Here is a 5,845-nt window from a genome sequence, read left to right on the forward strand (position 1 = left end):
GTCATTGGTGCTGTAATGCACAAGCTGTTACGACAGGTCTTTGGTGTTCTCAAGTCTCAGCGTTCTTTCGATCCTAATTTTGTTAAAATTCCCTCTTGACTTTTTGGTACTCAAGACAGTATCTACATCTTTGGATAGGTAGGGGCTTGGTCTCCAAGCCCCAATCTCAGCGTTCCACTAATTGCCCTAGATGTTATACTTTGACTTCAGCTTTCGGTTTTAGTGAGGAGCAGTCACTAAAAGTAATGGGGAAAGATTGGTGTAAATCCAACGCTGTCCCGCAACTGTGATTTTCTGTTAATCAGCAGAAAAAGTCAGAACGCCCGCCGAAGCTCATTTCAAATCCATAAATCTACATCTACGAGGTAATAGATGAAGTTAAAAGACAGTGACTGGCAAGGCAATTTTGGCTATTGGCAAAAAAGCTTTATTCACGCAAACTTGATGATGATCGGCTATTCGGCATGGCATGGCTTTTTGCAACATGGTCGAGGAGTCGTAGTTTGTGATATTGATCGCAGTGCGATCGCTCCCAGTAACACAGGTTTAGAAGTCACCCAATTCAAATCACAGTTTATTGCTGAACAAGAATTAATCTCTTCAATTCAAGCTTTTTCTCTCGATCAAGAATTAATTACTGTGCTTGTGCAAGCTGTGGGGAATTATGCCCCAAATAAAGAGATTGTTCTACTGATGAAAATGGAGCAGCATCTCGAGATCAATCTCTTCCAAAACCTGAAAATTTTTCCTCCCGACTGTTACGAGCAAGTCAGCCGCCGATGGGAAGAATTTCAGCCCTGCCTAGAAACATACATTAAATGAGCATAAAAACTGCCATTAACTAACTGATGTTACGTAGAACTTAGATGGTAGACCTCTTGCTGCTAGCGAAGCAGGGCAAGCACGGGGGCATTGCCCCTACCTAAAATTTAGAGGTTGCTGTAGGGGCTGTGCCCCCGTGCCAGCCCTAGACCTTTGCTATGACAGGAATTCCTTCCACGTAACATCAGTAACTAACCCATTTTTGGTGAGGGCGGCTTAGCCGCCCTCACCAAAAATGGGTTAGTTATTAAGTATTAAGTTCCAGCTTCCTAATGTGAAAACTGCTATATTAACTAATCTATGAACAATGTAATTCGCTACCAAAACGCTGCACTCCAGTACTACCGAGATCTGACAGGCTCTTCCTATCTTCACTATGGTTATTGGGAACCAATTCCATCGCCTACGGATGAGTTGACTGTCACCAAACTGCGTGCTGCCCAAGAAGCCTACGCAATACATCTTCTATCTTTTCTGCCAACCGATATTCATACAGTCTTAGATGTCGGCTGTGGCAATGGTGATAATGCCGTGGCGATGATTGAGAAGGGTTTGCAAGTTGAGGGATTGGCTCCTGACCCACTGCAACAAGCTAATTTCCTAGAACGCACCAAAGGAAAGGCTTTATTTCATATTGATATTTTCCAAGAATTTGTGAAAGCCCCTGCCAAGTATTCTTCACAGCTTACCTATGACCTAGTTCTATTTAGCGAAAGCACTCAATATATGTCACCAGAAATGATCGCCGAAGGTTCGGCTGTGGTGACAAAATCTGGCAGTTATGTCCTGTTAGCTGATATGTTGCGGAAAGATCCTGAATATAAGGAAGGGATGTTTTCCAACTGTTTGATTAATGCCGATCTGCATAAATCAATGGAGAAGGCTGGATTTAAGTTGATCAAGACGGATGATATTTCCGCACATATTGCTCCAACTCTAGATATTTGTGTGCAGAGCTTCCAAACCTTTGGAGTTTCCACAATGAAATATATAGGTAATCTAATTGCGATCGCCGTGCCTCCAATCTATAAAGTTCTGCGCTACTTTTTAGGCAAGTCAATCAAAAAGTTGATTACTGAAGGGCTACAAGCCTCTAATCTTTTTCATAAGCATCTGTGTTATGAAATCCAGCTTTGGCAAAAGGTCTAAATAAACAGTGGCGTTGCAAAGCAACGCCACTGTTTTATTTAGACTAAAAAACCCTACCTTTTGGGTAGGGTCGAATAATCGTTTTTACTTTGTCTCAAACATTTTGATCGGGAAAAATCAAGGTTTATAGATTCCCTAGCAACCAAATCAATCCATGTCCTGTAGCAGCTTCCGTAATGAGGAGAGATACGAAGCCAATCATGGCAAGTCTACCGTTTAGTAGCTCTGCGTAAGGAGTAAAGCCAGCCTTTGTGGTTTCTTCAACATACATCTTGGGTTCAATTGCGAAGTTGTTAAGTACACCGCGATCATCAACTCTGTAGCTATTAGTCATTGTTTTTTCCTCTGTTTGAAGTTCTTTTTACTTTGTCGAAAATATTCTGATTGGAAACAATCAAAATTTATAGATTCCCCAGCAACCAAATCAATCCATGCCCCGTAGCAGCTTCTGTAATAAGGAGAGAGACAAAACCAATCATGGCAAGTCTACCGTTTAGCAATTCAGCATAAGGAGTAAAGCCAGCCTTTGTGGTTTCTTCAACATACATCTTGGGTTCAATTGCGAAGTTGTTAAGTACACCGCGGTCATCGACTCTATAGCTGTTAGACATTGCTTTTTCCTTTGTTTGAATTCCTTATGTAAAGAAATATAACAAAGTATTTTAAGATGTGAATCTAGCTAAAGGTATGTATCACTTCTAAGCTGCACCTATACAAAGAGGTAGTCATCCTAACTAGTTAGTTCGGTAAGGTATTTACGTCGTGCTTCTCACGACGCAAATGTCGAAAAATGGTAAGAGTCGCTAAACGACTCTTACCATTTTTCGCTTATGTCGAATTGACGTTAAACTTAATCAAAATAATTAGCGATCGCGAGAAATCATGACAGGTTTACGCAGAATTATCTGTTCTACTCAAGGTGCAATTGATCTCCAAATTAATGGAGCATTGGGAATTCCTTTTAATGATTTAAATCGCGATCGCGCCGCTAAGTTACCAGAAATTTGTCGATTTCTCTATCAGCAGGGACTAGATGGATTTTTGCCCACCCTCGTTACTGCTGACCTTGAGCAGTTCCATCGATCACTATTTTTCCTATCTGAAGCGATCGCGTATCAAAAGCAACATCTCGATCCTCAAGAAGCCAAAATTTTAGGAGTCCATCTCGAAGGCCCTTTTCTACATCCCGATAAGCGGGGCGCACACCCACAACAACATCTATTAACGCTTAATCTCGATACATTACGGCAAGTATTAGGCGATTACACCAACATTATTAAACTAGTTACCCTCGCGCCCGAACTTGATCCGTCAGGGGAAACGATTCAATATTTACGCGATCGCCATATCATCGTCAGTTTAGGACACTCTACGGCTAATGCAGAACAAACGAGAACTGCGATCGCCCAAGGTGCAACGATGGTCACTCATGCCTTTAATGCCATGCCAAGTTTGCATCATCGTGATGTGGGTTTATTGGGCGAAGCGATTTTAAGCGATCATGTTTGGTGCGGATTAATCGCTGATGGCGTTCATGTGTCGCCCGAAATGATCAAACTACTCTATCGGATGAAAAAACAAATTTTTCTAGTCAGCGATGCCCTTGCTCCCTTGGGGTTGCCAGATGGCACTTATCCTTGGGACGATCGCCAAATTACGATTAAAAATGGTACAGCGCGATTACCCGATGGCACGCTTTCAGGTACGACGCTGCCTCTGATTAATGCTGTCAACAATCTGGTTCAGTGGAATGTTTGCACAGAATTGCAGGCAATTGATTTAGCGATCAATATGCCACGTCATGCGATGAATTTAGCGATCGATCCAGATGCGCCAGCAAGACTAACTTGGACTCAAGTTACTTACTCTTGCGCCTCAAGCATTCCCATACCAAACTATGAACCCGTCAGAAGCTACTTAGGTTGCGAAGTCAATTGATAGAGCTAAACCTCAGAAGCTAAACTTGCCTCGGATACAATATCAGTTCCCGACTTAACAGCACCATTAAGATGGCGATCGCTGGCAATATTTGTTTGAGGTTGGTGCATTTTTAAAATCATGGCAAGACTTTGCTTGAGCTTAGTTCTTGGCACAACTGCATCCACAAAACCATGATCGAGCAAATATTCTGACGATTGGAAACCATCGGGAATTTTTTGTTTCAGGGTTTGCTCAATAACACGACGACCAGTAAATCCAATTAACGCTTTCGGTTCCGCCAAAATAAGATCGCCAAGCATAGCAAAACTTGCGGTTACACCGCCCGTCGTGGGATTAGTCAAAACTGGGATATAAAGCAAATTAGCCTGACGATGACGCTCCAAAGCTGCCGAAGTCTTTGCCATCTGCATCAAGCTCAAAATTCCTTCCTGCATCCGCGCCCCACCAGAAGCACAAAAGATTAACGCAGGATAACGCTTTGCCGTCGCAGTTTCTAGCATACGGGTGATTTTTTCACCGACGACTGATCCCATACTGCCGCCCATAAAGCGGAAATCCATGACCGCAAGCGCCGCATCACAGCCATCGATCTTGCCAGTACCAGTGATCACCCCATCGCTTAAACCAGTTTTTTGTTTATATTCTTTGATGCGATCGATATAGGGCTTACGATCTTTAAAACCTAGAGGATCGCAGGAAGTTAAATCCGCATCCATCTCTTCCCATGTTCCTGTATCAATCAGTTGGGCTATGCGTTCATAGGCATTAACTTGATTATGATGACCACATTCTGGACAAACCATCAAATTGGTTTTTAAATCCTTGACATAGGTCAAAGTGCCACAACTAGAACATTTGTGCCACAAGCCATCAGGAATTTCACGTTCTTGAGACTCTTGATTGAGATTAGGAGTTTTGCGGCGATATGCTTCACCTGCGCGTGAGCGAGTTTCAGCAAACCAATCAAACAGTGACATAACGGCTCACAGTTTACAGAATAAGCTTTTATACCAAATCACAGAATAGCTACGCCATTTTGTGATTTTAAAACCATTACTGGGTTTATTTTTAATTCACAAAGGGAGGAAACACTTTTGTGAATTGGTATTAGTTGCTAATGTTGATAGATCACAACTGTAGCTAAAAATACAAGTATAACCCTGTCATCATACAGCGCTTTGCGCTCTCAGTAAAACTAAGGGGTGATGCTCAGCATCACCCCTTAGTTTTATTCTAGGTTATCACTAGGCTTTTGCTTCACCCGTTCAACTTGAGAGTATTTCTCGACTGTTTGAGTGACTTCAAATAATGATTGTTGCAAAGGTTTAATGGCAACTTGTAAATCTTCGTAGGTAGCTTCTTCAGCTTCATACAAATTTTTGAGAGCTTCCATATTCTTAAGGGTAGGTTCGCGCAAGCTTGAAGTGATCACAGACGGACCATTATCTCTAAGGATTTCTTCGACAGTACGAATTAGGTTAGATGCTTGGTTCCGCATATTTGCTAATTCACGACGAGCAGCATCCTCATCAGAATAAACTTCAGCTTCCATCCGCATTCTCTCGATTTCGCTGGGACTCAAGCCACCTGTGTTAGTGATGCTGATACTTTGCTCGACTCCAGTATCAATGTCACGCGCTGAAACCTTGAGAATACCATTGGCATCAATATCAAAGGAAACTTCGATCTGGGGAATACCTCTTGGCGCAGGACGAATGCCCTCTAGCTCAAATTTACCAAGGCTCTTGTTATCCTTTGCCATGGCACGTTCACCCTGTAGCACATGGATTTCTACAGCCGATTGATTATACTTTAGACGGTCAGAACTTGAGCTTTGAGAAAATGGGATAATCGGCTAAAGAATTTAATACTGCCGCCAAAATTAATTCATGATTACAATCGAATTTTCAGAAGACGAGAAGAAAAAACTACT

General features: G+C 42.2%; 7 protein-coding genes and 1 riboswitch. Of the genes, 3 read left to right on the forward strand and 4 right to left on the reverse strand.

The window, feature by feature from the left end:
• Positions 1-197 precede the first annotated feature (197 nt).
• A riboswitch (cobalamin riboswitch) is annotated at positions 198-346 on the forward strand.
• Positions 347-372: 26 nt separating this feature from the next.
• Both VB775_RS22350 and VB775_RS22355 read left to right on the forward strand, forming a co-directional pair.
• Positions 373-822, forward strand: coding sequence for a hypothetical protein (locus tag VB775_RS22350; protein WP_281006498.1), 450 nt, complete (start codon positions 373-375; stop codon positions 820-822).
• Positions 823-1,122: 300 nt separating this feature from the next.
• Entirely contained in the window at positions 1,123-1,971 is an 849-nt protein-coding gene (locus tag VB775_RS22355) for a class I SAM-dependent methyltransferase (protein ID WP_281006499.1), read from the forward strand.
• Positions 1,972-2,095: 124 nt separating this feature from the next.
• On the opposite strand, the gene VB775_RS22360 is transcribed toward VB775_RS22355, so the two are convergent.
• Complete coding sequence (locus tag VB775_RS22360) at positions 2,096-2,305, reverse strand: chlorophyll a/b-binding protein (protein WP_190578451.1); 210 nt, start codon at positions 2,303-2,305, stop codon at positions 2,096-2,098.
• 67 nt (positions 2,306-2,372) lie between these two features.
• Positions 2,373-2,582, reverse strand: a complete 210-nt coding sequence (locus VB775_RS22365) for a chlorophyll a/b-binding protein (protein ID WP_190578452.1) — start codon at positions 2,580-2,582, stop codon at positions 2,373-2,375.
• A 271-nt stretch (positions 2,583-2,853) separates the two neighbouring features.
• Between VB775_RS22365 and nagA the strand changes: the two genes are divergently transcribed.
• On the forward strand, positions 2,854-3,909 hold the full coding sequence (nagA, locus tag VB775_RS22370; RefSeq protein WP_281006500.1) for an N-acetylglucosamine-6-phosphate deacetylase: 1,056 nt from the start codon (positions 2,854-2,856) through the stop codon (positions 3,907-3,909).
• A gap of 5 nt (positions 3,910-3,914) precedes the next feature.
• On the opposite strand, the gene accD is transcribed toward nagA, so the two are convergent.
• Together accD and VB775_RS22380 are read right to left on the reverse strand one after the other, a co-directional pair.
• Positions 3,915-4,889 (reverse strand): acetyl-CoA carboxylase, carboxyltransferase subunit beta, encoded by a 975-nt coding sequence (gene accD / locus VB775_RS22375; RefSeq protein WP_281006501.1) that lies wholly within the window; start codon positions 4,887-4,889, stop codon positions 3,915-3,917.
• Between the two features lie 251 nt (positions 4,890-5,140).
• Complete coding sequence (locus VB775_RS22380) at positions 5,141-5,764, reverse strand: Hsp70 family protein (RefSeq protein WP_281009434.1); 624 nt, start codon at positions 5,762-5,764, stop codon at positions 5,141-5,143.
• Positions 5,765-5,845: the final 81 nt, after the last annotated feature.

The sequence above is a fragment of the Pseudanabaena sp. CCNP1317 genome (assembly GCF_034931345.1).
Classification (GTDB): Bacteria; Cyanobacteriota; Cyanobacteriia; order Pseudanabaenales; family Pseudanabaenaceae; genus Pseudanabaena; species Pseudanabaena galeata.